This is a genomic window from Rhodococcus sp. KBS0724 (assembly GCF_005938745.2).
Taxonomy (GTDB): Bacteria; Actinomycetota; Actinomycetes; order Mycobacteriales; family Mycobacteriaceae; genus Rhodococcus_F.
Map to the genome: position 1 here is coordinate 3,480,686 of NZ_VCBX02000001.1, position 25,851 is coordinate 3,506,536.

Sequence of the window (25,851 nt, forward strand, 5' to 3'; positions counted from 1 at the left end):
CGGCCAGAACCGAAAGGAGCGCAACGATGCCAATGCCACTGCAGGGCAAGCAGATAGCGATACTGACTGCCGACGGGGTCGGAAAGGTAGAAGTCGTAGACGAACAGGCCGCGATCGACGGGAATTTGATCGCGAGCCGCTCGCCCGATGGCGTACCTGCGTTCTGTCAGGCCATCGTCGAGCAGTTCGCGAAGCTCGGGGCAAGTGCGTCATGACCGTGAACCAGACCTCGGTGTCCCTCGACGATGCGCAGCGGGTCATCGCCGCAGGACAGGCCAAAGCCACCGAGATCGAGTCGCCGTCGAACATTGCAGTGGTCGATGCCGGTGGCAACCTCGTGGCTCACGTGCGGATGGACGGTGCCTGGATCGCCAGCATCGACATCTCGATCAACAAGGCGTTCACCGCGCGGGCATTGGACATCTCGACCGAGGACCTCGCGGCCAACGCGGGTCCGGGCGAGCAGTTCTACGGGATACACGCCTCCAACGGCGGGCGCATCATGATCTTCACCGGCGGTGTGCCGCTGCGGCACAACGGCCAGGTCGTGGGCGCGGTCGGCGTCAGCGGCGGCACCGGGGAGCAGGACAAGGCCGTCGCCGAGGCGGCTGTGGCGGCGCTGTGAGCGGTGGACTGCGTCGTCAGGTCAGAGAACGCATCGACAGGGCAACGTCGAGCATTCCGTCGTTGCTTTACAGCAAGCCGATGAGGTCCTCTGTTTCACCCGCGCGTCAGGTGAATTGACGCCGGCCAAGCCCGCTCGGCGAAACCGAATCCGGCTACCAGCACTTCGACGCTCACGACGACGGCTGGACCAAAGTCGTACTGCATCCCTGAGGCGGCTCCGAGCCGAGACGAACACAACCACGGCCAGACCTGGCACACCTGCGCCACCGCGGGGGCGAGAGCAAACCGACCCCTCGATCGAAATCCTGCCAAAGGATGTAGCACAGGAATAGACGAGAACCCACGTAAGTCCCGTAGCGACGGTGGCCGAAACATGTTGAATTGCAATAGCTCCCGCCTGATCGGTCTGTTGACCAGCCACAGAACGGGACGTTGAACCGTGCAGCACGCGGGTGTGCGCCGCCTACTCGCAACCAATTGGAACCGACCAGTAGTGGCTCATTGCCTCTCTGTCACAAGGAGATTCGATAGAACTACAATGAATCTCGTCCGGGTTCAACGGAGCTGCTGTTCACTGACTGTGAAGATCTTTCGCAAAGGGAGTTCTCCTTATGCATGCGTTGCGGTAGTGTGGACGTACCGCAGTAGCGGCCGACACTCGAGTTTTCATGTCGAAGCCGATACTCGGAGTTTCATGCGATGGCCGCTTCGATCGGGTTCCGGCGGGCATCTTCGATCAAGGGCAGGTGTGGTCGCCACTGCCCCGTTGTGCCCCGCCCATCAGGCGAATGTTGTTGACGCCCTTTAGGTGGACGAAAAGACTCATCATGGCTGGGTGGTTCGTGAGCTCAACCGGTTGACCGGCGGTCGGGCCCTGTCAGTACACACAGGCCCGGCGAACCCCACAACATCAACGCTGAGGGGCGTGATGTCAAAGCTCAGTGGCGGAAACCCTTACCCTCGGCCGCTCTCGAGCCTCACGCCCGCCATCCACGGATTGGTGCAGGGCGCCGTTATCGGTGCCCTGCTCGGTCTCCGTGACTTCACCCAATCCACTCGCCAAAACCAGGGAACTACGAAGTCCTTGCCGACATCGAGCCAAGTTGCGGGCGGAATCGCACTTGCTCAACGGCCGGGCCGATCGAAAGGAATGAGTCATGACAACTGCTGTAGGCATCGACTTGGGCACAACCAACTCGGTCATCGCAAGCTGGCAAGGCGGCGAGCCGGTGGTGATCTCCAATGTGGAGGGAGCACGGACGACGCCTTCGGTGGTGGCGTTCACCGAGAACGGTGAGCGTCTGGTGGGCCAGCTTGCCCGACGGCAGGCGATCTTGAATCCGAAGGGCACGATCTACTCGGCGAAACGCTTCATCGGACGTCACTACGACGAGATCTCCGAGGAAGCCAAAGCGGTCAGCTTCGACGTCGTACCGGGTGACAACGGTGAGGCCCGCTTCGACGTGCGCGGCAAGAAATACGCACCAGAGGAGATCAGCGCTCTCGTGCTGCGCAAGCTCGTCGACGACGCGAGCAAGTTCCTCGGTGAGAAGGTGAAGGAAGCAGTCATCACCGTTCCTGCCTACTTCAACGACGCGCAACGAAACGCCACCAAGGACGCCGGCCGTATCGCAGGCCTCGAGGTTTTGCGGATTATCAACGAACCGACCGCTGCGGCACTCGCGTACGGCATGGACAAACAGACCCACGAAACCGTATTGGTCTTCGACCTCGGCGGCGGAACCTTCGATGTGAGCCTGCTGGACGTCGGCGAGGGGGTAGTCGAGGTTCGTTCCACGGCCGGCGACTCCCACTTGGGCGGCGACGACTTCGACCGACGCATAGTGGACTACCTTGCCGACGAATTCCAGAGCACGGAGAACATCGATCTGCGTAAGGATGCACAGGCGTTGCAGCGACTGTTCGAAGCCGCGGAGAAAGCCAAGGTCGAGTTGTCCTCAGTGACCCAGGCCCAGGTCAACCTGCCCTTCGTCACCGCCGACGCGAATGGTCCCAAGCATCTCACCACTACGATCATGCGATCGAAGTTCGATGATTTGACTGCGGACCTGGTGGAACGCTGCCTCGGCCCGGTGAAGCAGGCGATGAGTGATGCCAAGGTCGCCGCCAACGACATCGACGAAGTGATCCTGGTGCGGTTCGACACGTATTCCGGCTGTTCAGGCACTGGTTCGCCGGCTGACCGGCGGTAAGGACCCCCATATGGGCGTCAACCCGGACGAGGTCGTTGCACTCGGCGCCGCAGTCCAGGCGGGCGTGCTCAAGGGCGAGGTTTCCGATGTGTTGTTACTCGATGTCACCCCACTGTCCCTCGGCGTCGAGACGCAGGGCGGGGTGATGACCAAGATCATCGAGCGCAACACGACGATCCCGGCCCGGCGCAGCGAAGTGTTCTCCACGGCGGAAGACAATCAGTCCGCCGTGGACGTCGTGGTGCTGCAAGGCGAACGCGAACGTGCCGCCGACAACCGGGTGCTGGGTCGGTTCCGGCTGGAAGACATCCGCCCCGCGCCACGTGGCGAGGCCCAGGTGGAAGTTATTTTCGATATCGACGCCAACGGCATCCTGAACGTCACCGCTCGAGACAAGGACACCGGCAAGGAACAGAGCATCACGATCAGTGAACAAGGCAACCTGGATCAGGATGAGGTCGAGCGCATGCTGGCGGAGGCCGAACGGAACCGGGGTGAGGACGAGGCGCTGCGCAAGGCGGTCGACGCGCGCAACGGGCTCGATTCGGTTGCGTATCAAGTGGAGCGGCGACTCGCCGAACTCGGTGACAGTGCCCCGCCGCACGAGAAGGCGCGGGCCGAGATGCTGATTGCCGACGCCAGAAAGGCCGTGCAAGACGGCGCTTCACCCGCGGAAGTCCAGCCACTCACCTCGGAGCTGCAACAGCTGCTCTACGGACTTGTGCCGGACCAGTCAGACGACGGCCGAGCAGGCGGCGCTGAGGCTGCGTCGTCGGATGACGGCGACGTGATCGATGCCGAATTCGATCGAAGTTGAGGCGCACGATGGAAATGTCTGCAGATCATTCGACGACTGAGCCGGCTACCGACAGTGCCGACACGGATAAGAGCAAGACGGCGCCTGATCGCACCGAGACGGCAGACGAGCTGTCTCAACTCGAGGACCGTTGGCGCAGGACCCTCGCAGATCTGGACAACCTGCGCAAGCGGTATGCCAAGGATCTGGACCGTGAACGCGCCGCGGAAGTGGCGAAGGTTTCGGCGGCGTGGCTGCCGATACTGGACAACTTGGAGCTTGCGCTTGCCCACGCGGGCAGCGATCCGCAGGCGGTCGTCGAAGGTGTGAAGGCGATCCGGGACCAAGCGGTACAGGTGCTCTCACGACTCGGCTTCGAGCGCCACGACGAGGTCGGTGTGCCGTTCTCCCCGGAACTGCACGAAGTGGTCAGTGTGGTAACCCAACCCGACCTTCCGTCCGGGACCGTGGTCGAAGTCTTGCGCCCAGGTTATGGAGAGGACGGGCGACAGTTGCGGCCCGCCGCGGTGGTCGTCAGCCGCCCTGAGGGGTGAGCACCGATGGCCCGTGACTACTACGAAGTGCTCGGGGTACCGAAGGGCGCCGGCACCGACGAAATTCAGCAGGCGTACCGCAAGCTGGCCCGCAAGTACCACCCCGATGTGAACAAGGATCCTACCGCGGAGGACAAGTTCAAGGAGGTCAACGAGGCCTACCAGGTGTTGTCCGACCCGGACACCCGGAAACGCTATGACCGATTCGGTGACGACTTCCGGCATGTACCCGAGGACTACGACGAACGGGTGCGGGCAAACGCCGCCGGGTACGGCGGGGGCGGGAGAAGGGTGCACTTCGGCCACGGTGTCGGTGGTGAGGGTGCCGTCGACTTCGAAGACCTCTTCGGGCAGATGTTCGGCGGAGGCGGTGGGTTCGGACCGATTCCCGGCGCCGATCAGGAAGCCGAACTGGAACTGGCTGTGGAAGAGGCCTATCAGGGCGGAAAACGCACTCTCAGACTGGACGGACGGCAGTATGACGTCGACATTCCAGCCGGCGTCCTGGACGGCCAGCGAATCCGGTTAGCCGGGCAAGGCGGCCGAGGCAACGGTGACGCGCCGCCTGGGGATCTGTACCTCGTGGTGCGGATCAAACCGCATTCACGGTTCCGCGTACAGGGCCGGGACATCTACGTCGATCTGCCCGTATCGCCATGGGAGGCGGTTCTCGGGTCGACAGTCGTCGTTCCCACACCGGGTGGTGAAGCGAAAGTCAAAGTGGTGCCTGGCTCTTCCACTGGTAGGAAGCTGCGCCTGCGCGGAGAGGGTATGCCCAATCCGCGCGGCACCAACGGCAACCTCTACGCCGAAATCAAGGTGATGGTTCCGTCGAAACCGACAGCACGCGAACGTGAACTATTCGAGCAGTTGGGCGCCGAATCGAACTTCAATCCGAGGAAAGAGACATGAGCACCTCAACGCCGATCACTCAGTACGTATTGGTTCGCCGTACCGGATTGTCGCCAGACGCCTTCGCCGAACGTACTGGGCTGCACCCGGATCTGGCACGAAAACTCGTGGCTCTCGGACTGCTCGACGCCCACCGCTACGCCGGCGGTGAGATGTCGTTCGACCCATCCGAAGTAACCCACGCCGCACGCATCCAACGGCTGCGGACGGGTCTGGGCCTCAACTACTCGGCAATCGGGCTCGTGCTCGATCTGCTGGATCGAATCGAAAGACTCGAAGCAGCGGCCCGCAGAAGGAGGACGTCCTCATGGACACCGGCAGCTTGACTGAAAAGTCACGAGAAGCCTTGCAGGAAGCCCAGAATGTTGCAACCAGAATGGGCCACACCGAGGTCGACGGTGAGCACCTGCTGCTCGCATTGGTCGATCAGCAGGATGGGTTGGTGCCCCGACTGCTCGAACAGGCCGGCGCGAACGTCGACGCACTGCGATCCGATCTGGATCGTGAACTGTCGCGTAGGCCGAAGGTCAGCGGCCCTGGCGCAACTCCCGGTCAGGTGATGATCACCCAGCGTCTGGCCAAGCTGCTCGATGCCGCAGAGCGGGAGGCGAAGAGACTCAAGGATTCCTACGTGTCGGTGGAGCATCTTGTGATGGCCCTCTCCGAGGAAGGGTCTGCTAGTGCGGCCGGGCGGGTCCTCGCCAGTCATGGGGTCACACGAGACGCCTTCCTCACAGCGCTGACGAAGGTGCGCGGCAATCAGCGTGTCACGTCGGCGACCCCGGAGGGGGCGTACGAGGCCTTGGAGAAGTACGGGCGCGACCTCGTGTCCGAGGGGCGGGCAGGCAAACTCGATCCGGTCATCGGCCGGGATGCCGAGATACGCAGGGTAACTCAGATCTTGAGCCGGAAAACGAAGAACAACCCGGTGCTGATCGGCGACCCCGGTGTAGGTAAGACTGCGATTGTCGAGGGTCTCGCCCAACGGATCGTCCGCGGCGACGTGCCCGAGGGCCTGCGCGACAAAACGATCTTCTCGCTCGACATGGGTTCACTGGTGGCCGGTGCGAAGTACCGCGGCGAGTTCGAGGAGCGGCTGCAGGCCGTGCTGTCCGAGGTGAAGGCGGCCGAGGGGCGCATCCTGTTGTTCGTCGACGAGTTGCATACCGTGGTCGGCGCAGGATCAGTAGGCGGCGAGGGGTCTCTCGACGCCGGCAACATGCTCAAACCGATGCTCGCCCGCGGCGAACTGCACATGATCGGTGCCACCACCCTCGACGAGTATCGCAAGCACATCGAATCCGATGCGGCACTGGAGCGTCGATTCCAGACCGTTCTCGTCGACGAGCCCAGCGCCGAGGATGCGATCTCGATTCTGCGCGGACTTCGCGAACGCCTCGAAGTGTTCCACGGCGTGAAGATTCAAGACGGTGCATTGGTGGCCGCCGTGACCCTCTCGCACCGATACATCACCGACCGATTCCTTCCGGACAAGGCGATCGATCTCGTAGACGAGGCGTGCGCTCGGCTCCGCACCGAAATCGATTCGATGCCCGCCGAACTCGACGAGCTCACCCGCAAGGTGACCCGTCTGGAGATCGAAGAGGCCGCACTGTCCAAGGAAACGGACGCGGCCAGCAAGACGCGCCTCGAAGAATTGCGCAAGGAGCTGGCCGACCTGCGGGCCGAGGCAGACGCCCGGCACGCTCAATGGGAGGCGGAACGGCAGGCAATCCGGCGAGTGCAGGAGCTGCGAGGAGATCTGGAACGGTTGCGCCTCGCAGCCGAGGAAGCCGAACGCAACTACGACCTCAACCGGGCAGCCGAGTTGCGATACGGCGAGATTACCGAGCTGGAACGCCGGCTAGAGGCGGCGGAGGAGCAACTGACCACCAGACAGGGCCAAAATCCGTTGCTACGTGAAGTGGTCACCGAAGACGAGATCGCCGAGATCGTGGCCGCATGGACGGGCATCCCGGTCGCCCGGCTGCAGGAAGGCGAGCGGGAGAAGTTGTTGAAGCTCGACGAGATCCTCCACGAGAGGGTCGTCGGTCAGGACGAGGCGGTGCAACTGGTCGCGGACGCGGTGATCCGGGCAAGGTCCGGTATCCGTGATCCGCGTCGGCCGATCGGTTCGTTCATCTTCCTGGGCCCGACGGGCGTCGGAAAGACCGAGCTCGCAAAGACGTTGGCCAGCGCCCTATTCGACAGCGAAGACAACATGGTGCGCCTCGATATGAGCGAGTACCAGGAGCGGCACACGGTGAGTCGGCTCATCGGTGCACCTCCCGGGTACGTCGGGTACGACGAAGGTGGCCAGCTCACCGAGGCGGTGCGGCGCAAGCCGTACTCCGTGGTGCTCTTCGACGAGATCGAGAAGGCCCACGCCGACGTCTTCAATACCCTGCTGCAGGTGCTCGATGACGGCCGGATCACCGATTCTCAAGGGAGGCAAGTCGATTTCCGGAACACGGTGATCATCATGACCTCCAACATCGGATCCCAGCATCTCCTCGAGGGGGTCACAGTCGACGGCGAAATCATGCCGGACGCCAGGGAACGGGTGATGGCAGAACTGCGCGGGCACTTCCGCCCCGAATTCCTCAACCGGGTCGACGACATCGTGCTGTTCTCCCCACTCACCCTGCCCCAGATCGAGCACATAGTGGAACTGCAACTCACCGACCTGCGAAACAGGCTGTCGGAGAGGCAGATACACCTGGAAATCACGCCGGAGGCGCGCCGACTGATCGCCGAACACGGGTTCGACCCTGTCTACGGTGCTCGGCCGCTGCGCCGATACATCGCACACGAGGTCGAAACCAAGATCGGCCGTGCACTGTTGCGCGGCGAGATCAAACCGGACGGCACCATCAGCGTCACGGTGGACGGCGGCGAGCTTGCCGTCGCGTATGCCGAACCCGCCTTCGCGGCGGCCTGAGAAGAGGTAACTGGTCATGGGATCCGAAAAGGTGAAGTGCCCGAACTGCGGCAAGACCAACAACATCCCGGCAGCAGGGGAAGGAAGACCTCGCTGCGGGAACTGCCACGAGCCGCTGCCCTGGATCGCCGCAGCGGGAGACGGCGACTTCGCGGAGATCGTCGAAAAATCCTCGGTGCCTGTGCTCGTGGATCTGTGGGCGACGTGGTGCGGCCCGTGCCGCATGGTCAGCCCCGCGCTCGAGCAGCTCGCCAGAGAACACGCCGGCCAGATCAAGCTGGTCAAGGTCGACGTCGATGCTGCACCCCGGACGGCTGAACGATTCACCGTCCGCGCCGTGCCGACTCTGCTGGTGATGGACCGGGGTGAGGTTCTCGCTCGCCAGTCGGGCGCAGCTCCGGTCCCCCAGCTGCGCACGTGGCTCGATCAGGCGCTCTCGGAAAATGCCGGCGAGGAGGCGAAGTCATGAGTCCTGTCCATGCGGACCCACATGTAACCGCGATCCGGGCCGTGGTGCCCCGTACCCCGCAGGGCTGCGAGGAATGTCTTCGCCTCGGCACCCCGTGGGTGCATCTGAGGCTGTGCCTGACGTGCGGACACGTCGGTTGCTGCGACTCTTCGCCGGGCAGGCACGCGAGTGCTCACGCTCACGCCATCGGGCATCCGATCGTCCAGTCGATGGAGCCCGGTGAAGATTGGCGGTGGTGTTATGTCGACCAGAACTTCGTCTGAGGGCGCCTCACCCATCGGGTACAGCCCGCCGGTCGACGACGAGACCGCGGACGAGGAGGGTGCTTTCCCGCGTCTGACGGACGACCAGGTCGCGACGCTCGAGCTCGGCGGCTCGCGTCGGTCGGTTCGCGCCGGCGAGGTGCTGATCCGACAAGGCGTGCCCTGCAACGATTTCGTCGTGGTCCTTTCCGGAAAGGTCGCAGTCGTCGACGAAGGCGACGCGGACGGCGAGCGCCGGATACTGCGCGTGCACGGTCCTGGGCGCTTCCTGGGCGAGCTCGGACTGTTGGAAGGCCAGGTGGCGTTCTTCACCGCCGAAGCGATCGAGGACGGCGAGATACTCGTCGTCCCGGCCGAGCAGGTGCGCGAGCTAATTGCCCATGATCCCGTGCTCAGCGATTTGATCCTGCGCGCCTACCTGGTGCGTCGACACCTGCTGATCGGGCTCGGCTCGGGGTTCCGGATCATCGGCTCCTGTTTCTCCCCCGATACGTTGCGGCTTCGCGAGTTTGCGATGCGAAATCGTTTGCCCCACAGGTGGTTCGACTTGGAGCAGGACGAACGGGCGGAGCAGCTGCTACGCAGCCTGAACGTCGCCCCCGAGGACACACCCGTCGTGATCTGGCACGGCGAGAAGGTGCTGCGCAATCCGACGAATGCGGAACTCGCACGCGTCGTCGGGCTTGCCGTCCCGGCATCCGTCGCGGACGCAGCCAAGGACGTATACAACCTCGTCGTCGTGGGTGCCGGACCGGCCGGCCTGGCCGCATCGGTGTACGGCGCCTCGGACGGGTTGAACACGGTGACGTTGGAGCGGATCGCCGCGGGCGGCCAAGCCAGTACCTCCTCCCGGATCGAGAACTATCTGGGCTTCCCCGCCGGGGTCTCCGGCTCCGAATTGGCCGAGCGAGCCGTGCTCCAGGCCGGGAAGTTCGGCGCCCGCATCCTGGTGTCGGCAGAAGTGACCGGTTTGGGATCCGAGGCCGGGAACCATGTGCTCCGACTGGCGGACGGCGGCACGGTTCACGCCCGGGCCGTTGTGCTCGCCGCCGGGGCGCGATACCGCAAGTTGGCCGTTCAGGGGATCGAGGCGCTGGAAGGAACGAGCGTGTACTACGCCGCAACCCACCAGGAAGCGCGGATATGCGGCACCGACCCGATAGCCATCGTCGGTGGCGGCAACTCCGCCGGCCAGGCTGCCGTCTTCCTCGTCGAGCATGTCTCACACGTGCACCTGCTCATCCGCGGCGATGACCTCGGAAAGAGCATGTCCCGTTACCTGGTCGACCAGATCGAACACCACCCGCGGGTCACCGTGCACCGGAACACCGAGATTCGTGCGGTCCACGGCGAGAAATACCTCGACGAAATTGCGGTCGAGGACAATCGCAGCGGCGACCAGGACACGATCCGGGTGCGCGCCCTGTTCGTCTTCATCGGGGCAGTACCGCACACCGGGTGGCTTGCCGAAGCGATCGCACTCGACGACCATGGCTTCGTCCTCACCGGCATGGACGCGATCCACGCCCGAGCAGACGGCAACCTGCCGATCAACGGCGGCCTGTCCAGGACGCTCGAAACCAGCCTGCCCGGCCTGTTCGCGGCGGGCGACATCCGCCGCGGTTCGGTGAAACGAGTCGCATCCGCCGTCGGTGAAGGAGCGATGGCCGTACGCCAAATCCATGAATACTTCGAAAGGAGCTGACGACATGCCAGTAATGGGCACCGTGAAATTCCAGCGGTTCTTCAGGGCAGCGGCTGGACTGCAGGTCGACCGGAACGATCTCAAGCGCTATACCGATTTCATCGACGACAAGATCTACGACGTGATCCTGATCGGGAAAGCCTCCGCAAAAGCAAACATGCGCGACGTGATCGAACCGTGGGACCTGCCGATCACCAAGGGATTACAGGAGAGCATCCACCGGTTCGAAAAACTCGACGAGGAGATCGAACTTCAGCCGCTGCTCGATCAGCTCACGGCCCGCCCACCCTTGGACGTGGCCCTCTCCGAGGAGACCGAGCAACGACTGCCGCTGATCGCAGGAGGCTTGAGTGTGGCGCTGGCGCACACCTTCGCCACGGTCGAACCGGACCGCAAGAACCCCGGCACAGCCCAATGGACCGTCGCCTTCGACATCTTCCACCTACTACTCTGACCCCGGCCAGCGGCCGGGAGCCGATGGCGAGCGAGACGATTTCGCACCCCACTGCGACGTCGGCGATTGCACCGTCACCCAAATCGCGAACGCGCAGGACCTTTCGAGGGTGATGCGATGTAGCCGATAAGCGAATGCGGAGTACACCCGTAATCACGGACAACGTGCCTGACGCACCACCCTTGGGCTCGGAGTCGTCTTCGCAAATTTCCGAGCTGGTGCTCGCCCATCTCGGCCTTGGCCGTAGCGCGAAGTCCAGCTAGGGCGCGCACCTGATCAGCGACCGGGAGACCCCCGGTTCGACTACCTTCTGCTCACCGCCCACCAGAGAACCCGGCAACAGGACTCAGTGAGGGACAGTCCCGCAGGGTGTGGGGAGTCAATCCAAACCTGCACGGGGCTGCCGACCGGTCGAGCACCCGATCTGACACCCGAATCATCTGGGGACGTCCCCGATTGGGCACCACGGCTAAATCGCGCGCGCTTCGCCGGTCGCGACTACCTTGCCTCGTTCGACGACTGCCGCGTCTCCTCGATACGTTGCCGCTGCCGCACCCCGTACGCCGCCTCCTTGACGGCAGCGTCATCCTCGAGACCTGACCCGAGCGCCCCACCGATGGTCGCGATGGACGCCAACAACCAGGCCAGCGTGAGGTAGTCCGCGAGGTTCACCCCGTGCCCGAGAACACGAGACAGAAGTTCCGGAGGAAGAGTCAGAGACGCAGTGAACAGCAACAGACCGAACAGGGCCACGTACAGCACGACGACGCCGATGACCAAGGTGACCACGGTCGCGGTGTTGTACAGCACCGAACGATCACGTTCGGTCGGCGACTCCGGCCGCTCCCACAGTTCGTGCTCGAGGATCAGCCAGAGGATCATTGCCACGCTCGACAGGACTGTCGCCGCACCCATACGCCAAGGGCCCATGGTGTCGGCGAACAACCAGATCGTGTTGGTGACCAACGCGATCGCGCCCGAGGCGAAGGCGCCCACGAACACCTTGGACAATCCGGTGACCAGCCGCTACGGCCGGTTAGCGCGCACCATCCCAGACAGCAGTCGCAGTCGCCGCAGCCCTGACGGCGCGAAGTACCGGACGCCGCCCTCGGTGCGCGCAGACGGGAACCGCCGCGCCGCGCCGGGCCTGAGGACCGGCTCACCGAGGACGCGGGCGATCGCGAGTTCAGTGACGGTGCGGACGCGACGCTCGACGTGGACGCCGCCGACTCCGGCGACAGAGATGAGCGCGAATTTGTGTTGGTCGCTGACATCGGCCACCACCGGCAAGGTGTCCTCGCGGCGCGGCAGATCGGTGAGGTACACGACGACGTCTTCCTCTTCGGAGGACGGATCGACCGTGTCGATGACGTCGGCGAAATCAGCTTGCTCGTCGGGCAGGTACGGTTTGCGGCGCACGCACGTCGTCCACCGGCGCGCGAGCCGGTGAGTGCTGCGCAGGCGTTTCGGCAGGTACTCCGCGATGCGTTCGGCAATTTCCGCTGGTTCGCCCGGATCCGCGATCAGCAGTACCGAGACCTGCTCACCCCCGGCACCGGAGCGCCCTCCCCGCACATGCTCGTTCGCCATCACCGCCTTCACGTACCCGCTCACTCTGCCCCCAAACTCCAGGCAGCAGGGTGCGAGTCGATCACAGCGCCGCCACGGATATCCGCGGCCAACCCGTGTCCGGTAGACATCCCCAACAGCGACCGCGAACGCTCGACGGACCTGATCGAGCTCGTCGAGCTGCTGGTGAACAGCATCGTCAACACCCCGAAGTCGTTCGAGACCGACTTCGACGAGATTGACGTCCACAAGACCGAGTTTCTGGAGGCGGAGGAGTTCGCCCGGAAGGACCTCGAGGCCGCGCGAAAGTCGGCGGCCGGCGCAGGCGCCGGGTTCACCGCGGGCGCCGCGGTCGCGAGCATTGCCCCGACAGCTGCGTTGTGGGTGGCCACCACCTTCGGCACCGCATCGACCGGCACCGCGATCTCCACTCTCTCCGGGGCCGTCGCGACCAAGGCTGCTCTGGCCTGGCTCGGAGGAGGAGCCATCGCGGCCGGAGGCGGAGGCACTGCGGCAGGCACTGCGCTACTCGCTCTCGCCGGCCCCATAGGCTGGACAGTCGCGGGGGCCACCCTCCTCGCATCCATCGCGCTGTTCACCAAGAACAAGTTCGAGAACCGCGAGGCGAAGCAGGAGGCGCTGACCGCGGTGAAGCACAACACCGCGCTCATCACTACGCCGAAAGTAGAACCGGCCGCTCAATCACCGCCTCCCGCATCACCATCGCCACCCGCGCCGGGGTCAGCGTCGCGGCGGTTAAACGCGCCAGACGATTCCTCACAGCCCTCGGCGTCGCCACAGAAACTCGTCCGCGGCCGCTACCTTCAAAAAATCGAATCCATGGCCGCAGAGCACACCACGGACACAAGCAGTTCCGGGCAGCGTCCGTCTGGGCACTCATCTCACCCCGCGCCGCGGTCACAACCATCACCGCGCCCTTCAAGAAGTTTAAAAAGTCCTCTCGCGCGATACTTCGCAGCGCCGCATACCGCGCCGGCACAGCCTCTCGAACTTCTCCACACACCGGCGGCCGTGGCCCCGTATCCCCCTCTGGGGGATTTGTTCTTCAATCTCTTGTTTTCAAGTTCTCACCAACGCACGCGCACACGCGGGCGGGCAAGCCGAAGAACACACCAAGATCCACCCCACGTCCAATCTCGTTGCAATGCAATGCCACCCAGCTGATTGATCACATCCCTGCCCTGAAAACTGTCAGGCACGTCGGCCGGATCTGCGACGTCCTCGAGCGAGCTGGCATCGACCCCACCCGATGGACCGGCCGCGACATCGCCCGCGAACTCACCACGGACACCCAATCCCGGGGCTGGGTCTGGCCCACACAACTCACACGACCCACCGCATTCCTGCCTGGCGACTCACCCAGATCGACTGGTCAGCACCTTCCCCGGCAGAACGTGCCCATGAAAACGACCAGATCCGCCTAGCCGAACAAGCTTCGCGCCGGCGCGAGGCACAAGAGCGAGATTCACACTCGCTTACGCCGCGACACCCACAGCAATCGTGCAACGATCACGCCCGCAATTCTCATGAACACATTCGTAAGCACGGCACAACGCGGCCACGACCACGACCAGGCCACACCACCAGGCCGACAGGGCAGGAAACCAAGCCTTTGGGAAGCTTCAAGGCCAGCGCCGACGACACGATTGCCACCGCCGTTCGATGAACTGCCGCAATGATATTCGCGAAGACACACTCCCTTGAAGCGTTGTTCCCAACGGCGCGAGCCAAGCTTTCATCGGGTCCGGGTCTTCAACTCAGCACCCGAACCATCACACACCTTCCCACAAACCCACGCCGGCAGCGTCCGACAACGAATCAACGAATCGAAGTGCCGACATTCCCCGCGAGGAACCCGATCCGGTGTCCAACCTTTCAACTCCTAACCGCCCACATCCTCACCGCCACCAGTTTCGTACTGGGGATGAAAAAAAGCGTGATCAGCCCGACACACGACTGGCTTCACCGAGGACACCCGTCATAGGCGCTGGAGGGCACGCCGACAGCAGACGTACACACAACGTCTTGACCGATATTCGGTCTGTAGTGCAAATATTGCCTGATATAGTCGTATATGCGACCATATATGTATGGCGGAGATGACGGTGAGTGCTGCGGCAGCCGAACTGGGGGTCACCGAACGACAGGTCACCAGGCTAGCCCGCGCCGGCGCCCTCCCCATCACCCGCGAAATCGGCAAATCGATACTCCTCGACGCCGCCTCCGTGCTCCGCATGGCACACACCACCCGACACCGAAGCCGTCCCTGGAACGGCAACGTCGCCTGGGCCGCCCTGGCCTTACTGTCCGCACGCCCCGTGAACTGGATCTCACCCCCACACATCACCCGCCTCAAGCATCGACTGCGGCGATCTAGCCCCAGCGAAGTGGCATTCCTCGCACGCCGCCGCGCCCATACCCGCCGCATGCAGGGATGGGGCGATGACGCGAACACCCTTGTCACCGGCGGATCCATCACCGCAACCGGCCCCAGCGCCCTCGCCCACGTTCCGGGCACCGCAGCACGCTTCGGCCTGTCACCGGTTGTGCGTGACACGGTCGACGGGTACATCACCGACGACCGTGTCAACGATGTCATCGATACGTTCGGACTGATACCCGAGCACGAAGGTCACATCACACTACGAGTGGTCACAGACCTGAACCCGTTCTTCACCTCGACGACACTGCCGATCGCAGCCGTCGCCGTCGACCTCATGGAATCGCTCGATACTCGTGAGCGCAGCGCAGGCACCCGAGTACTGCAGGAGCTTCTCGATGACATCGGCTGATCGACCCGAATGGACGGTGCCCGCACCCGCAGGAGGATGAGCACCTCCATGGCCACAAACCGCGGAACTCGCCCGCGCAATACCGTCCGAAACAGTGGACACTAGTCGGCGGGTTGATGGTGCAGCTGCACGCCGCGCGCGCAGATCTACCCTTGAACCGACCCACAGTCGATACCGACCCACAGTCGATGTCGACATGGTGCTCCATATCGAAACCGGCGCCACCACCTTCCCCGACGTGCGAGACAAGCTCGAAGATCTCGGATACGAAATCCAGATGCCGGCCGGTGACGGCCCAGTTCACCGATTCACCCGCCACAACAGCGAACAACAAGTTGGCGTGATGGTCGCCGACAACCTCTCACCCAGATTTCGACCAACAGTGAAGGGACGGCCGGTATTCGGGATTCCCGCAGGCACCTCGGCTCTACAAAAGACCGTCAACTGCGAAATCGACGTCAACGGAACAACAACACGATTGAGTGTCCCCACAGTGTTGGGAGCCCTCGTGCTCAAAGGAGAGGCCTACCGCCAAGACGACCGAGACCGAGACCGGCACCTCGACGACGCCGCCATTTTGGCGTGCGCCATCGTCAACCCCGTCACCGAACGTAACTCCTGCACACGCGCATCAGCCGCTTCAGCGGACCCTCTGAGGTACTTATCTCTGATGCGCTACCAACGTCACTGACAGAGGAATTGACCGCCTTCGCGCACAGTCATTTTCTCGACCAACTCAACGGTCTCACCACACTTTCGCCCGCACTCGCCGCGAAGGTGAACGTTCGGTCTGCGTCACCGTGTACAGGTAAGTCATACTTCGGTACGCTAGGAGTATGACCGCAAAGTTTACAATCAGCCTCCCCGACGAGGACACACACGTCCTCGACGAGTACGTCCGTGATCACGGGCTCCGTGGCCGGTCAGCGGGAATCCAGGCAGCACTCCGACTTCTCGCGGCGTCCGGCCTCGAACGCGACTACGCCGCAGCGTTCACCGAAAGCGACACCGACGAGGCGTGGGACGTCACCGCGGCCGACGCCGGATGATCCGCCGGGCACACATTCACTGGGTCGATCTGGACCCTACGCAAGGTAGCGAAGCGTCCAAACGTCGCCCGGCGGTGATCGTGAGCAACGACCGAGCCAACGCCACGGCAGAAAACCTCGGCAGAGGTGTGGTCACCGTTGTTCCGCTGACCACCAACACGTCACATGTCTTCCCGTTCCAGGTACTCGTCGAGCCAGACGAATCAGGGTTAGGTCAGGCATCGAAAGCTCAAGCGGAACAAGTACGTTCGGTGTCGGTGCGCCGACTCGACGCCGAACCTGTCGGAAAGCTTGGGCTCAGAACACTGGCCGCACTCGAGGAAGCACTACGACTGCATCTCGATCTGAACTAAAAGGAAAAGGTCCGAAAAATTTTCGAGATCCTCGCCGCGGTCAGGGCGGATCCCGCCGATTCCCGCACGCTGTCCGACCAGTGCCCGCGTCCTCGGGCAGGACGGGGACGCCGTGCGCGAGGCTCTCGGCGACGTGAACCGGCGTCGCGTGCCCCTTTCCGCGAGCGTAGTCGCTGGGAGTCCGGCCGCGGTGCTCGCTGAAAGAGCGAGTGAAGCCGGCGTCGCGAATCCGACTTGCCGGCCAGTCCAGCCGATCTCACGCCCGCGCCCAAGTATGCGGCCCCGGCCTCGATCCGGACGGCGGCGCGCCACAGGACGAAGGAAAGCCCGGTTTCCTCGGTAAACCACGCGCTGCAGTGTACGAACGCCTATCCGTTCCCATCGTTGGCAAGCCACTCCCGCACACCCTGCTGATCCACATCGTCGGAAGTTCGATCCCGCGCGGTGGCGCCGCGCCAAGGAACACAGAGGATGGGAGTCTCGGTGCGATCGTCGATAGCGCCGATGGTTGCTTCGACAACGGCGGTGCCGACTCCGTCGGGCAGTCTGGCCAGCCTGTGAATGTTGATCTCTGTTCGTTCGATGCACTTCAGCAGAAATGCCGGTGATCGGCGCTGTCCATGTCCTCGGCGCGGCTGACCACTCATTTCAGATGATCGTATAGCCGAGTTCGTGCGCCGCGGTGTAGATGCGAGCGCCGGCGGGTGGACCGACTTGTCGCACGGCGATGCGTTTCCATCCCATGCTGTCTTCGACGAACCACAATTCTGCCGGAGTCCCGTCGAACAGTGTCCGTGTCGAACACCGAACAGACGGTGATTTGGCGGTTGTCAACAAGTGTTCAACGAGTGGAGCACGAATCGCTGGCACCTGGTTCGGCATCTTGAGCGCGTCCAGATTGCGGTAGGAACTGGTGGTGCGAGCGTCATCAAAAGTTGATCGCCCATGTTCGGGCCACTTACCCGTGGCGCCGCTACCGTCCCCGAGAGTTCGGATGGGGCCGCATGGATGGACGACCCGGCGACGAATGTACATATTTAATGTCTAGGGTTGAAGCTCTGGCGATGCTCGGTGAAGGAGTGTCGGCCTCGACCATCGAGCAAGCCACCCTGCAGGCCAGATATCCCGCTCCTGCGTTAGCGCTCGCCGACGAGCAGAATCTGGAATTGTTCAGACGCGTACGAAATGCGTCGAGGCAGAGCTCTTTTTCCAGAATAGATCAAGCGTTCGTTGCAGACTCGCCCCGATTGACTTGGCGCGGGATTTTCCTGGTGCCGACGCCCATCGTAACGCCGACTGCCAGGCCATGGCGGTGACCCGATGGCCGGCTTCTGCCAAGACCCGGATTTGCCGATCCCAAACGTCGAGGCTCAGGGTCCATCCATGCAGGCAATCGCCCGCGTGCCATCCCACTTGCTAGCTATTGAGTCACCAAGCCTTATCGGGCAATGCCGTCCTGCCCAGCGCAGAACGGAGCGAGTTGATCACCTACCTGTCGCAAGGCCGGAAGGGCGAGAGTATCGCCGTCTCGGGTTCGGTCTCCATCCCTCACTTCACAGCCTCAAGCGTATCTGCGACGTCCTCTGAAAACTCTTAGTGGCTTCACACTTCCTGATCGGCTGTGCGCATGGACATGTCATGGCGGATCGCTCCGGCACCTGTGAACAACCCCTCACCGGACGCAGCAGGAAGTGAGCGTCCGGCAGGCTAAGGCCCCGGTCAACACAGACTGATCTAGATTTGTGTGTAAACCGACTTGGTTTTCATATATCCCTCGATGCCCTCCCTGCCGTGCTCGTAGCCCCACCCGGACTGCTTGTATCCACCGAATGGCATAGCGTGGTCGAAAACCATCTGGCAGTTCAGGGTGACAGTTCCGGCGTCCAGTCGCTTCGCGAGCCGGTGAGCACGGCCGACGTCCGAGGTCCACGCCGTAGCGGCAAGCCCGTATGTGGTGTCGTTCGCCATGGTAACTACTTGGTCATCGTCGTCGAACGGCATGATAGGAACGACGGGTCCGAAAATTTCCTCCTGATAGAGCCGCATGTCGGGTCTGACATCGGTGAGGACGGTGGGATGCACGAAATAACCGGGCCGGTCGATCCGGGCTCCGCCTGCCACTACCTCGACACCGTCGCGCTTTCCCTCTTCTACGAAGCCCATGACTCGAGTGAGCTGCTTCTGACTGATGAGCGGACCGATATGGACGCCCTCATCCTTAGGCCCGCCGAGCTTCAGCGAATTGGCAATCGCCGCAATACCCTCGACGACCTGATCGTAGACACCGCGCTGAACGAAGATGCGTGAGCCGCTGATGCAACCCTGACCGGAGTGCACGAAGATACCCATCGCGGCACTCAGGATGGCTGTGTTCAGATCGGCGTCGTCATAGATCAGGACGGGTGACTTGCCGCCGAGTTCGAGCATGACTTTCTTGAGGTTGCCACTGGCTACTTGCACGATCTTCTTACCGACTTCGGTAGATCCTGTGAATGCGATTTTGTCTACATCGGGATGCTCGCTCAGCGCCGCGCCTGCAGTGTGGCCGTAGCCGTTGACGAGGTTGACGACACCATCGGGGACGCCGGCCTGAGCCAATAGTTTGACCAGGAGCAGCGCCGACAGCGGTGTTTCTTCGGCGGGCTTGACGATCACGCTGCACCCTGCAGCAAGGGCTGGAGCAAGTTTGGCGCACGCGTTGAAGATCGGGCCGTTCCACGGGAAGATCAGCCCGACGACACCCACGGGTTCCTTGAGGGTGTAGCCGTGCATATTCGAATGAGCTCCAGTGATCCCGCCGGTCATGTGCACGTCATGGGCGATGCCGTTGACCTTCGTGCACCAGCCTCCGTAGTACCGGAAGAATTCGGCGCTGGTACCGACGATGGAATGCGCTTGAACGAATGGCATCCCGGTGTTGATCGAATCGAGCTGAGCGATCTCAGTTGCGTGTTCGTCGATCAGATCGGCAGCGCGCCATAGGATTTTAGCCCTTTCGCTGCCGGGGAGACCGTGCCACACACCGGCCTCGAAGGATTCGCGCGCACGAGAAACGGCTTCCTCGACCGCCTTTGCCCCGCCATCGGTGAACTCGGTGATCTGTTCTTCGGTCGCCGGGTCGATGACCGCAATGACTTCACCGGTGCCCGGGAGATTGCGTACTTCGTCCATGATCGATTGGAGTGTCATTCTGACTGCTTTCGGTTAGTTCGAAACTTGAGTCGATATCGCTGGCCGATTGGGTGATCGAATAGATTGCCCTGGTGAAGGTTCGGTTTGTTGGCACTAGCAGCCGGGAACGGTGGCACCGCTCCCCTGGATAGCCATCAAGGTGCAGTACGTCGTTGCGGAGACCTTCCAGGTACCGGCTTCCTGTACTGCCTCACCGGACTGGTCGGGAAGTACTGGGGTGCCGCCCATCACGAGTGTCCATTTGACAGAGGCGTTGTCGGCGCCGGCTGCGGTGACGCCTTCTACGGTGGCAGTAGTTGCCATCGACTGCGGATCAGCGGCCATCGCTTCGAGCGTTGGGAGAAATACTTCACCGTTCTCGAGCAGGGCGGCACGCGTGGCAGGTGCGGTAGTTCCATTGAAGAAGGTGATGTACGCGTCCGTGATTGCTTGGGTTTCCGCGGCGGACGCCGCAGCGCTGGTTGTCGCTGCTGCCGACGCCGAAGTACTTGTCGCCTTGGCTGATGAGGTGGTCTCGCTCGAACTGTCATCGGAGCTGCTACAGCCCGTCGCGAATGTAGTGATGATGAAGGCGCCGACGATCAGGGCTCGACCGATTACAGATTTGCGCATGGTGAATCCTTTCCGGTGGACGGAACGGTTCCGCCACCATGTGTTTCGAGCTCCCGACGTGTCAGAAGGTCACGACTGTTCTCCGTTGTGGGAGGGAACTCTCGTTGCGAGTGCCAGGTCGTAGGATTGGCGAGCCATCCAGAATCTCAGGAAATTGGTCAGTGAATAGCGCAGGAAGATAGCAGCTCCGTTGATTCCTACGGCTATTCCGATCACGGCGACAATGATGGCGTCTCGTTGCACGAGCGGATCAGATGTGTTGTGTGACAGAAGATAAGCCCCCACTCCCAACGCTGGACCCAGCACCATCAGTGCAATTCCGAGTCGCAGCCAGAGACTGGACCGGCCCGCGGACGGGTCGGGAATCTTCAAATCGGCAAGCTCGCGGGAAAAACGCTCTGCGCGTGTTTCAGTCGTGGTCATGTGGAACTTCCTAGGTAGAGGGTGGCAAGTTCGGTGCGCAGTCCGTCGTCCGGGTGGCCCTGCTTTTCGATCCGACCTCGAACGAGAACTGCAGCATGGTCGGCGAATTCGAGTACGGCGTTCGCGAACTGTTCGACGAGTATCACGGCGACACCTTGCCTCGCGATCTCGGCGACCTCCTCGTAGAGTTGGCCGACGATCAAAGGCGCTAGTCCCATGGACAATTCGTCGAGCAGAAGCACAGCTGGTTCGGTGGCCAAGCCGCGGGAGAGAGCGAGCATCTGCTGCTCGCCACCGGACAATGTTCCGGCAATTTGTGAGGCTCGTTCCGCGAGGATGGGAAAACGAGTGAATGCGACCTCTTCGATTTCGTCACGAGAGCGACCGGTGAAGGTCATCATCGACAGATTGTCCCGGACGGACAGATTGGGGAATACGCCGCGCCCCTCGGGGATGAGACATACACCCGCGCGCGCCAATTCCCGCGGTGATACTCCGGTCATGTCTCTGTCACAGAGCAGGAGCTGTCCTGAGGTGATCGGATGGACACCGGAGATGATGCGCAGCGTGGTGGTCTTGCCTGCACCGTTCGGACCGAGCAATGCCACTACTTGCCCTGGCTCGACTGCAAGATCGATGCCGTGCAGGACAGCGATATCGTCGTAACCCGCGCGGACGTCGCGTAGTTCGAGAACGGGACTCATGATTCCCCCAGATACGCTGCCAGAACGGCGTCATCGCGCCGGATCATCTCGGGTGGGCCGACCGAGATGATCTTCCCGAGATCGAGCACGTACACCTGATCGCACACGCTCATCACCAATTCCATGTCATGTTCGACCAACAAAACCGCTGTTCCCTGATCCGCCAGTGATCGCAGTAGCACAGAGAACCGTTGTGTCTCTTCGGGATCCTGCCCGGCAGCCGGTTCGTCGAGAAGAATGACGGACGGGTGCACTGCCATCGCCCTCGCCACCTCGACGAGTCGTCCCATGCCGGTCGACAGCGAATCGGCAGTGATCGCGGCCACGGCAGCCAATCCCAGTCGATCGATGATGTCGTCGACAACGGCTGTCGCGTTGCGTCGTTGCGGCCCAATTTCGGCGGCAACGAGGAGGTTGTCTCTGACGCTGAGACGACCGAAGAGTTCCAGTCGTTGAAACGTCCGCGCCAGACCGTATTTGGCGCGCCGAGACGGTCCGGCTCGGGTCACATCGCGGCCATCGAGGAACACACTTCCCGTGGCGGGCTTGCGGAGTCCGGATATGACGTCGAACAGGGTGCTTTTTCCGGCACCGTTGGGTCCGATGAGGCCGGTGATGTTGCCTTGTTCGGCGGTCAGTGAAACGTCGGTGAGTGCGTGGTGGCCGCCGAATGTGACCGTGATGTCCTTAACTTCGAGCTGCGATGGCACGATCAAGCACCTCCTCGTCTTCCGTAGTCCAGGGGCGCTCCAGGCCCCACCACTCCACCGGAATCTCCCGCTCTGCCGGTGCCTCCCGTTGCCTCGACACACCCCAACTTCGGGCTGCGAGAATTCCGGCCACCGCCCCGATGATCAGCACGTACCCGTTCACGACATCGACGAGTCGCAGAATCCACAGCGCCCCAATCCAACCGAGTAAGACAGCCATCACGACGCGGTCCCGAAGTGCGGGCTCCCAGCGCCGACGCAGGCTGGGTACGAGTCCGTCGTCGACGGCGCCGGAACTGTATGCCAAGCCGGCAGCGGCGGGCAGCGTCTGCACGAGGTTGGCGGCCGCCGGCCACAACGCCACAATTGCATTGAGAGGGCCGGCAATCATCGTTCCGGTGAAGAGTCCGTTTCCGACCACACCGAGTCCACCGACGACGGCGATCAGGAAAATACCCAGTCCGGCAACAAAACTGAACTGCTCCGCCGAGATCGACATCAGTTGCATTCCGTACAGCGCCCCACCGAGACCGGCAATGCCGGCTGACAGCGCAAAGACCAGCATTTTCGTCAGCAGCAAGCTGCCTCCCAATGTCGCAAACGCTGCCTCGCTGTCGCGCAGTGCAATCAATCGTCGACCGAGGCGCCCTCGTCGGAGCATTGCCACGCCCAGTGTGACGAGCGCCAGACACACTGCTGAGAACACTGTCAGTTCTGCCGGGGTGTCGATCGCGAATCCGAACAGTCGCGGGCCTACCAATTCCACTGAACCCTGATCAAACAGTGTGATCTCCGTGCCGAACACCTCGAAAGACGGCAACGTGAAGATCCATCGGTCGAAGATGGCCGCGATTGCCGCCGTCCCGAGCGCCAGGTACACCCCTGAGAGTCGCAGCGCCGGCACTGCGATCACCGCACCGACAATGCCCGAGATGACCATCACCGCCAAAAGTGCCCACCATTGCCCATTTCCGCCCAAGCGTGCACAGACGATCGCCCCGACCCCCGCCATCGTGAGCTGTGCGAGCGAGATCTGACCGGCGTAACCGACTAGCGGAACGAAGGACAACGCGATGACGCCGAATGCGAATATCTGTCCGTAGGTGATCAGATCACCCTCCCCCAGTACGGTGGCCAGAATGAGTCCGAACGCGACGATAACTCCTGCGAAGGCGATTGTGCCGCGAACTGTCGGTAGCGGAACTTGACTGAGGTGACGGTCGCGTCTCCGAAGTCGCCCGTGCGGAAACAGCAACAGCGCGAGCAGCAACAGAATTGCCGGCGCAGCGAGTCGCAGCCCGGGAAGGTACGGACTCTGCGGTAGGTAACCGGTGAGGTAGCTTTCCATGCACCCGACGACGATCGCGCCGACAAAAGTCATCGGCAAGCTCTTCAACCGTCCGAATATCGCTGCGGCATAAGCACTGACGATCACGAGTGACAGTTGGGTCGCATCGAGGGCGACCATCGGAGCGATGAGAATGCCGCCGATTGCCGCCAATACCGTCCCCAGAATCCAGGCAACCCGGTTGGCGCGAACCGGGTCTGCCCCGGTCAGACCCACCAAGGCACGGTCGTCGACCGTCGCTCGCATTTCGGTTCCGGTTCGAGTGCGCAGCATCAAGATTCGCAGCCCCACCGCGACGACGACCGCTACCAGCATGGTGATTGCCTGGTGCCAACTGACCGTCGCGGCACCGATCTGAAAAGAGTCTTGCTCGGCAAAGAACTTGGGAAGCGTGCGTGCCTTGTTCGGACTCCAGATCCACCTCGCGAGCGCAATCAGACCGCTCAGCAAGGCGATAGTCATCACCAGCTTCTCAGCCTCACCAAGGGCTTGGACCGGCCGCACCAACAGTTCGACGAGAAGCCCGAAAGCCGGTGCCAGGACAAGAAGTACGGTCGCTACCGACAACCACACCGGCCAACCCCAACCGACGCTGAGCTGCCAATAGGAGAAAGCCGCCATCATGCCCGTCGCGCCGTGTGCGAAGTTGAACACGCCGGTGGTCGTGTAGGTAACCACCAATCCGCTGCCGATGATCGCGTAGATCGCCGCAGTGCTCAGCCCGACGATCCCAAAGGAGATGAACTGTTCCATTATTCGAAATCGCCGATGCTTTTACCGACTTCGGCCAGGGTCATCGGCGTCCCGAAGTCAGCCGTCAATTTGCGAGCGGGGATATCGCAACGGTAGAGACCGTTGTCAGGATTGAAATCAGCTGCCTCCCATCCGTCAGATGTCGCTCGCTCGACGTTGAAGCACGGCTGCGGCGGGATAGGATTCGCCAAATCGTTAGCGACATGCAAACCTCCCCCGGTCCAAGCAGTTTCGGCGACAGCTGCGTTGTAAAGGCACGAGCGGGTGAGATCGTCACCGCAACTGGCGGCCGACTTCGCGAACAGCAACCACGACGACATGGCGAGCATCGACGGAAGTGTGATCTGCGCGTCCGGGGCGTACTTCTGGTACATAGCCTTGAGCTCCGCCACCGCTGGCTCGTCACTCTCCAATGGCGCTACCCCGCTGAGAGATACGAGATTGTTCTGGAAGTCCGCGGACTTCCCCAGCAGTTCGATGAACGAGGTGTTATACGCATTGTTGTTGGCATCGATCCAGTCGAGCTTGTAGTTCATGCTGGTAAGGACCTCTTCGAGCTTGGCCAACTGATTGAAGTCGCCCATGAAGATCAGACCCTTGACGCCCTTGCTCTTGATCGCCTGAGCGTATGGAGTCCAGTCCGAGACACCCATAGCTGGATAGAGCTCGTCGTAGATGAGCGTTGCACCGGTGGCTGCGAGTGTTTCTGCGGTCAAAGCACCAATTGCCTTGGTAACCGCCGAATCACCGTTGATGATCCCGACGGCGGCTTTCGAGTCCGGGTACGCCTCATCGGCGATCCAAGTCCGAAAACCGTTGTAATTGTCGTATCCGGGAATCATGGTTGGTGACGCACTTACCTCCAGGTCTGCGCCGGCAGATCGTGCCTGGACGGCCTGCGCGGGGAAACTCGGCAACATACATGTCAGCCGGTCCTTGACACCGAGGGCATCCAACGCTGCGCCGCCGCCGACGAGAGCAAAGTCGTCACGGCAGGCTTCGATCATTCTCTGACGAACTTCCATCAACTTCGAATCGCGGACGTTGGCAACAATCCGGCGACCGTTGATGCCGCCGGCATCGTTACACCACGATGTGAAAACCTCTGCGGCGTCGGCAAATTCCGTGTTCTTGTTGAAACCCATGTCGGAGAAGACTCCGACAGAAATTTCCTCCGCGGTCACGCCTTGGGCCGGTGCGCCTTTGACATCGCCAGGCTGACACACGCCTTGAAGGTCGCCGAAGTCGCTGGAGGCGGCCGCAGCGCTGGTTCCGCCATCGTCGGCGCCCTCAGCCGAACTCTCGCTCGAACTTCGGCCACTGCATCCGGTGACGGCTGCCGCTACCGCCACCACGGCGAGGACGGCAGCGAGTGTTCGTTGTGGTTTCAC

General features: G+C 62.4%; 24 protein-coding genes and 2 pseudogenes. 15 read left to right on the forward strand and 11 right to left on the reverse strand.

Going from position 1 to position 25,851, the window contains the following annotated elements:
• The first annotated feature begins 26 nt into the window (after positions 1-26).
• From FFI94_RS15970 to FFI94_RS16020, 11 genes and pseudogenes are all read left to right on the forward strand, one after another.
• Positions 27-215 (forward strand): hypothetical protein, encoded by a 189-nt coding sequence (locus FFI94_RS15970; RefSeq protein ID WP_397495449.1) that lies wholly within the window; start codon positions 27-29, stop codon positions 213-215.
• Entirely contained in the window at positions 212-625 is a 414-nt protein-coding gene (locus tag FFI94_RS15975; protein ID WP_138868716.1) for a heme-binding protein, read from the forward strand. The genes FFI94_RS15970 and FFI94_RS15975 overlap by 4 nt, the downstream gene beginning before the upstream one ends.
• 1,159 nt (positions 626-1,784) lie before the next feature.
• Positions 1,785-3,657 (forward strand): annotated as a pseudogene (gene dnaK, locus FFI94_RS15980) (molecular chaperone DnaK).
• A gap of 8 nt (positions 3,658-3,665) precedes the next feature.
• Positions 3,666-4,190 carry a nucleotide exchange factor GrpE gene (locus tag FFI94_RS15985; RefSeq protein ID WP_138868717.1) on the forward strand — a complete coding sequence of 175 codons (525 nt, stop codon included), beginning with the start codon at positions 3,666-3,668 and terminating at the stop codon, positions 4,188-4,190.
• A 6-nt stretch (positions 4,191-4,196) separates the two neighbouring features.
• A complete protein-coding gene (locus tag FFI94_RS15990; protein WP_138868718.1) occupies positions 4,197-5,102 on the forward strand; it encodes a DnaJ C-terminal domain-containing protein in 906 nt (301 codons plus the stop codon).
• Positions 5,099-5,428, forward strand: coding sequence for a chaperone modulator CbpM (locus FFI94_RS15995; RefSeq protein ID WP_045065861.1), 330 nt, complete (start codon positions 5,099-5,101; stop codon positions 5,426-5,428). The genes FFI94_RS15990 and FFI94_RS15995 overlap by 4 nt, the downstream gene beginning before the upstream one ends.
• Entirely contained in the window at positions 5,410-8,043 is a 2,634-nt protein-coding gene (gene clpB, locus FFI94_RS16000) for an ATP-dependent chaperone ClpB (RefSeq protein WP_138868719.1), read from the forward strand. Before FFI94_RS15995 ends, clpB begins: the two co-directional genes overlap by 19 nt.
• Positions 8,044-8,059: 16 nt before the next feature.
• Complete coding sequence (gene trxA, locus FFI94_RS16005; RefSeq protein WP_045065867.1) at positions 8,060-8,512, forward strand: thioredoxin; 453 nt, start codon at positions 8,060-8,062, stop codon at positions 8,510-8,512.
• Complete coding sequence (locus FFI94_RS16010) at positions 8,509-8,775, forward strand: UBP-type zinc finger domain-containing protein (RefSeq protein WP_007735548.1); 267 nt, start codon at positions 8,509-8,511, stop codon at positions 8,773-8,775. Before trxA ends, FFI94_RS16010 begins: the two co-directional genes overlap by 4 nt.
• Positions 8,753-10,480, forward strand: coding sequence for an FAD-dependent oxidoreductase (locus FFI94_RS16015; protein WP_138868720.1), 1,728 nt, complete (start codon positions 8,753-8,755; stop codon positions 10,478-10,480). Before FFI94_RS16010 ends, FFI94_RS16015 begins: the two co-directional genes overlap by 23 nt.
• A gap of 13 nt (positions 10,481-10,493) precedes the next feature.
• Entirely contained in the window at positions 10,494-10,934 is a 441-nt protein-coding gene (locus FFI94_RS16020) for a DUF1931 family protein (protein WP_185993418.1), read from the forward strand.
• A gap of 498 nt (positions 10,935-11,432) precedes the next feature.
• Here FFI94_RS16020 and FFI94_RS16025 read toward each other — a convergent pair.
• Together FFI94_RS16025 and FFI94_RS34620 are read right to left on the reverse strand one after the other, a co-directional pair.
• Positions 11,433-12,527, reverse strand: a pseudogene (locus tag FFI94_RS16025) (hypothetical protein).
• A 17-nt stretch (positions 12,528-12,544) separates the two neighbouring features.
• On the reverse strand, positions 12,545-13,051 hold the full coding sequence (locus FFI94_RS34620) for a hypothetical protein (RefSeq protein WP_185993224.1): 507 nt from the start codon (positions 13,049-13,051) through the stop codon (positions 12,545-12,547).
• 1,563 nt (positions 13,052-14,614) lie between these two features.
• Between FFI94_RS34620 and FFI94_RS16040 the strand changes: the two genes are divergently transcribed.
• From FFI94_RS16040 to FFI94_RS16055, 4 genes are all read left to right on the forward strand, one after another.
• Positions 14,615-15,316, forward strand: a complete 702-nt coding sequence (locus tag FFI94_RS16040; protein ID WP_138868723.1) for a helix-turn-helix domain-containing protein — start codon at positions 14,615-14,617, stop codon at positions 15,314-15,316.
• A gap of 196 nt (positions 15,317-15,512) precedes the next feature.
• Positions 15,513-16,007: a hypothetical protein gene (locus FFI94_RS16045; RefSeq protein WP_144298291.1), complete on the forward strand. Its 495-nt coding sequence runs from the start codon at positions 15,513-15,515 to the stop codon at positions 16,005-16,007.
• Positions 16,008-16,152: 145 nt separating this feature from the next.
• Positions 16,153-16,365, forward strand: coding sequence for a ribbon-helix-helix domain-containing protein (locus FFI94_RS16050; RefSeq protein WP_138868725.1), 213 nt, complete (start codon positions 16,153-16,155; stop codon positions 16,363-16,365).
• Positions 16,362-16,718: a type II toxin-antitoxin system PemK/MazF family toxin gene (locus FFI94_RS16055; protein WP_138873219.1), complete on the forward strand. Its 357-nt coding sequence runs from the start codon at positions 16,362-16,364 to the stop codon at positions 16,716-16,718. Before FFI94_RS16050 ends, FFI94_RS16055 begins: the two co-directional genes overlap by 4 nt.
• A 368-nt stretch (positions 16,719-17,086) precedes the next feature.
• Here the strand turns inward: FFI94_RS16055 and FFI94_RS16065 are convergent, their stop codons facing one another.
• From FFI94_RS16065 to FFI94_RS16115, 9 genes are all read right to left on the reverse strand, one after another.
• Positions 17,087-17,365 (reverse strand): hypothetical protein, encoded by a 279-nt coding sequence (locus FFI94_RS16065; RefSeq protein WP_138868726.1) that lies wholly within the window; start codon positions 17,363-17,365, stop codon positions 17,087-17,089.
• Position 17,366: 1 nt separating this feature from the next.
• Positions 17,367-17,753 carry a hypothetical protein gene (locus tag FFI94_RS16070; RefSeq protein ID WP_138868727.1) on the reverse strand — a complete coding sequence of 129 codons (387 nt, stop codon included), beginning with the start codon at positions 17,751-17,753 and terminating at the stop codon, positions 17,367-17,369.
• 699 nt (positions 17,754-18,452) lie between these two features.
• Positions 18,453-19,907, reverse strand: a complete 1,455-nt coding sequence (locus tag FFI94_RS16085; protein ID WP_138868729.1) for an aldehyde dehydrogenase — start codon at positions 19,905-19,907, stop codon at positions 18,453-18,455.
• Between the two features lie 96 nt (positions 19,908-20,003).
• A complete protein-coding gene (locus FFI94_RS16090) occupies positions 20,004-20,522 on the reverse strand; it encodes a hypothetical protein (RefSeq protein WP_138868730.1) in 519 nt (172 codons plus the stop codon).
• Between the two features lie 69 nt (positions 20,523-20,591).
• Positions 20,592-20,945 carry a hypothetical protein gene (locus FFI94_RS16095; RefSeq protein ID WP_138868731.1) on the reverse strand — a complete coding sequence of 118 codons (354 nt, stop codon included), beginning with the start codon at positions 20,943-20,945 and terminating at the stop codon, positions 20,592-20,594.
• Positions 20,942-21,649 (reverse strand): ABC transporter ATP-binding protein, encoded by a 708-nt coding sequence (locus tag FFI94_RS16100; protein WP_138868732.1) that lies wholly within the window; start codon positions 21,647-21,649, stop codon positions 20,942-20,944. Before FFI94_RS16100 ends, FFI94_RS16095 begins: the two co-directional genes overlap by 4 nt.
• A complete protein-coding gene (locus FFI94_RS16105) occupies positions 21,646-22,359 on the reverse strand; it encodes an ABC transporter ATP-binding protein (RefSeq protein ID WP_221937754.1) in 714 nt (237 codons plus the stop codon). The genes FFI94_RS16100 and FFI94_RS16105 overlap by 4 nt, the downstream gene beginning before the upstream one ends.
• Positions 22,337-24,460 (reverse strand): ABC transporter permease subunit, encoded by a 2,124-nt coding sequence (locus FFI94_RS16110; protein ID WP_138868733.1) that lies wholly within the window; start codon positions 24,458-24,460, stop codon positions 22,337-22,339. Before FFI94_RS16110 ends, FFI94_RS16105 begins: the two co-directional genes overlap by 23 nt.
• Positions 24,460-25,851 (reverse strand): ABC transporter substrate-binding protein, encoded by a 1,392-nt coding sequence (locus FFI94_RS16115; protein WP_260684157.1) that lies wholly within the window; start codon positions 25,849-25,851, stop codon positions 24,460-24,462. The genes FFI94_RS16110 and FFI94_RS16115 overlap by 1 nt, the downstream gene beginning before the upstream one ends.